At 39.5% G+C, this 751-nt stretch carries 1 protein-coding gene and 1 pseudogene; one reads left to right on the top strand and one right to left on the bottom strand.

Going from position 1 to position 751, the window contains the following annotated elements:
- The first annotated feature begins 84 nt into the window (after positions 1-84).
- Positions 85-501 (top strand): ATP-binding protein, encoded by a 417-nt coding sequence (locus tag MM213_RS20730; protein ID WP_241414786.1) that lies wholly within the window; start codon positions 85-87, stop codon positions 499-501.
- An 18-nt stretch (positions 502-519) separates the two neighbouring features.
- Here the strand turns inward: MM213_RS20730 and MM213_RS20725 are convergent.
- Positions 520-678, bottom strand: a pseudogene (locus MM213_RS20725) (ATP-binding protein); the annotation flags it as partial.
- Positions 679-751: the final 73 nt, after the last annotated feature.

Below are 751 nucleotides of genomic sequence, written 5' to 3'. Positions count from 1 at the left end.
TCTTGACCAAATGATGCTCACAAGTCTTGCCGAAGGGGAAGATTGGAGCAACTAAAGCGTGACAAAACAAGAGGTCTTGACCAAATGATGCTCACAAGTCTTGCCGAAGGGGAAGAGAGAAAAAAGGGAGAGGAGGGGAGGAGAAAAGGAGAAAGGAAAGAAAACATACTTATAACAGGTGCAACCGGATCAGGCAAAAGCTACATTGCCTCAGCATTGGGAAACCAAGCATGTATGCAGGGAGTCAAAACACAATACTACAATACAACCAAACTGTTTCCAAAACTCAAAATGCTTAAGGCTGATGGGTCTTATATTAGGGAGGTTGCAAGGATTGAAAAACAAGATTTATTAATACTTGATGACTTCGGTATTCAACAATTAGATGATATGGCTAGAATGGCACTTCTTGAAATTATTGAAGATAGATGGATATTCCGGACAATACTGACCCCTGTTCTGGACATATTGACCCCTCTAAAAATGGGTTTGGTTCTATAATCTGTTAGGCTGACAATTTTACATTTTTTTTCTGAGACTTTCTCCTTTTAACTCTATTCTGTAGGAAGAATGGACTAATCTGTCAAGAATAGCATCTGCTATAGTTTCTTCCCCGATGATATCATACCAGCTTGATACGGGCAACTGACTGACAATGATTGTTGATTTCTTTCCATAGTTTCTTCCCCGATGATATCATACCAGCTTGATACGGGCAACTGACTGACAATGATTGTTGATTTCTTTCCAT

It is taken from the genome of Belliella alkalica, from assembly GCF_022549785.1.
Taxonomy (GTDB): domain Bacteria; phylum Bacteroidota; class Bacteroidia; order Cytophagales; family Cyclobacteriaceae; genus Belliella; species Belliella alkalica.
Note: the sequence above shows the minus strand (reverse complement) of the source record. Positions and strands in the feature narration are given on the sequence as shown.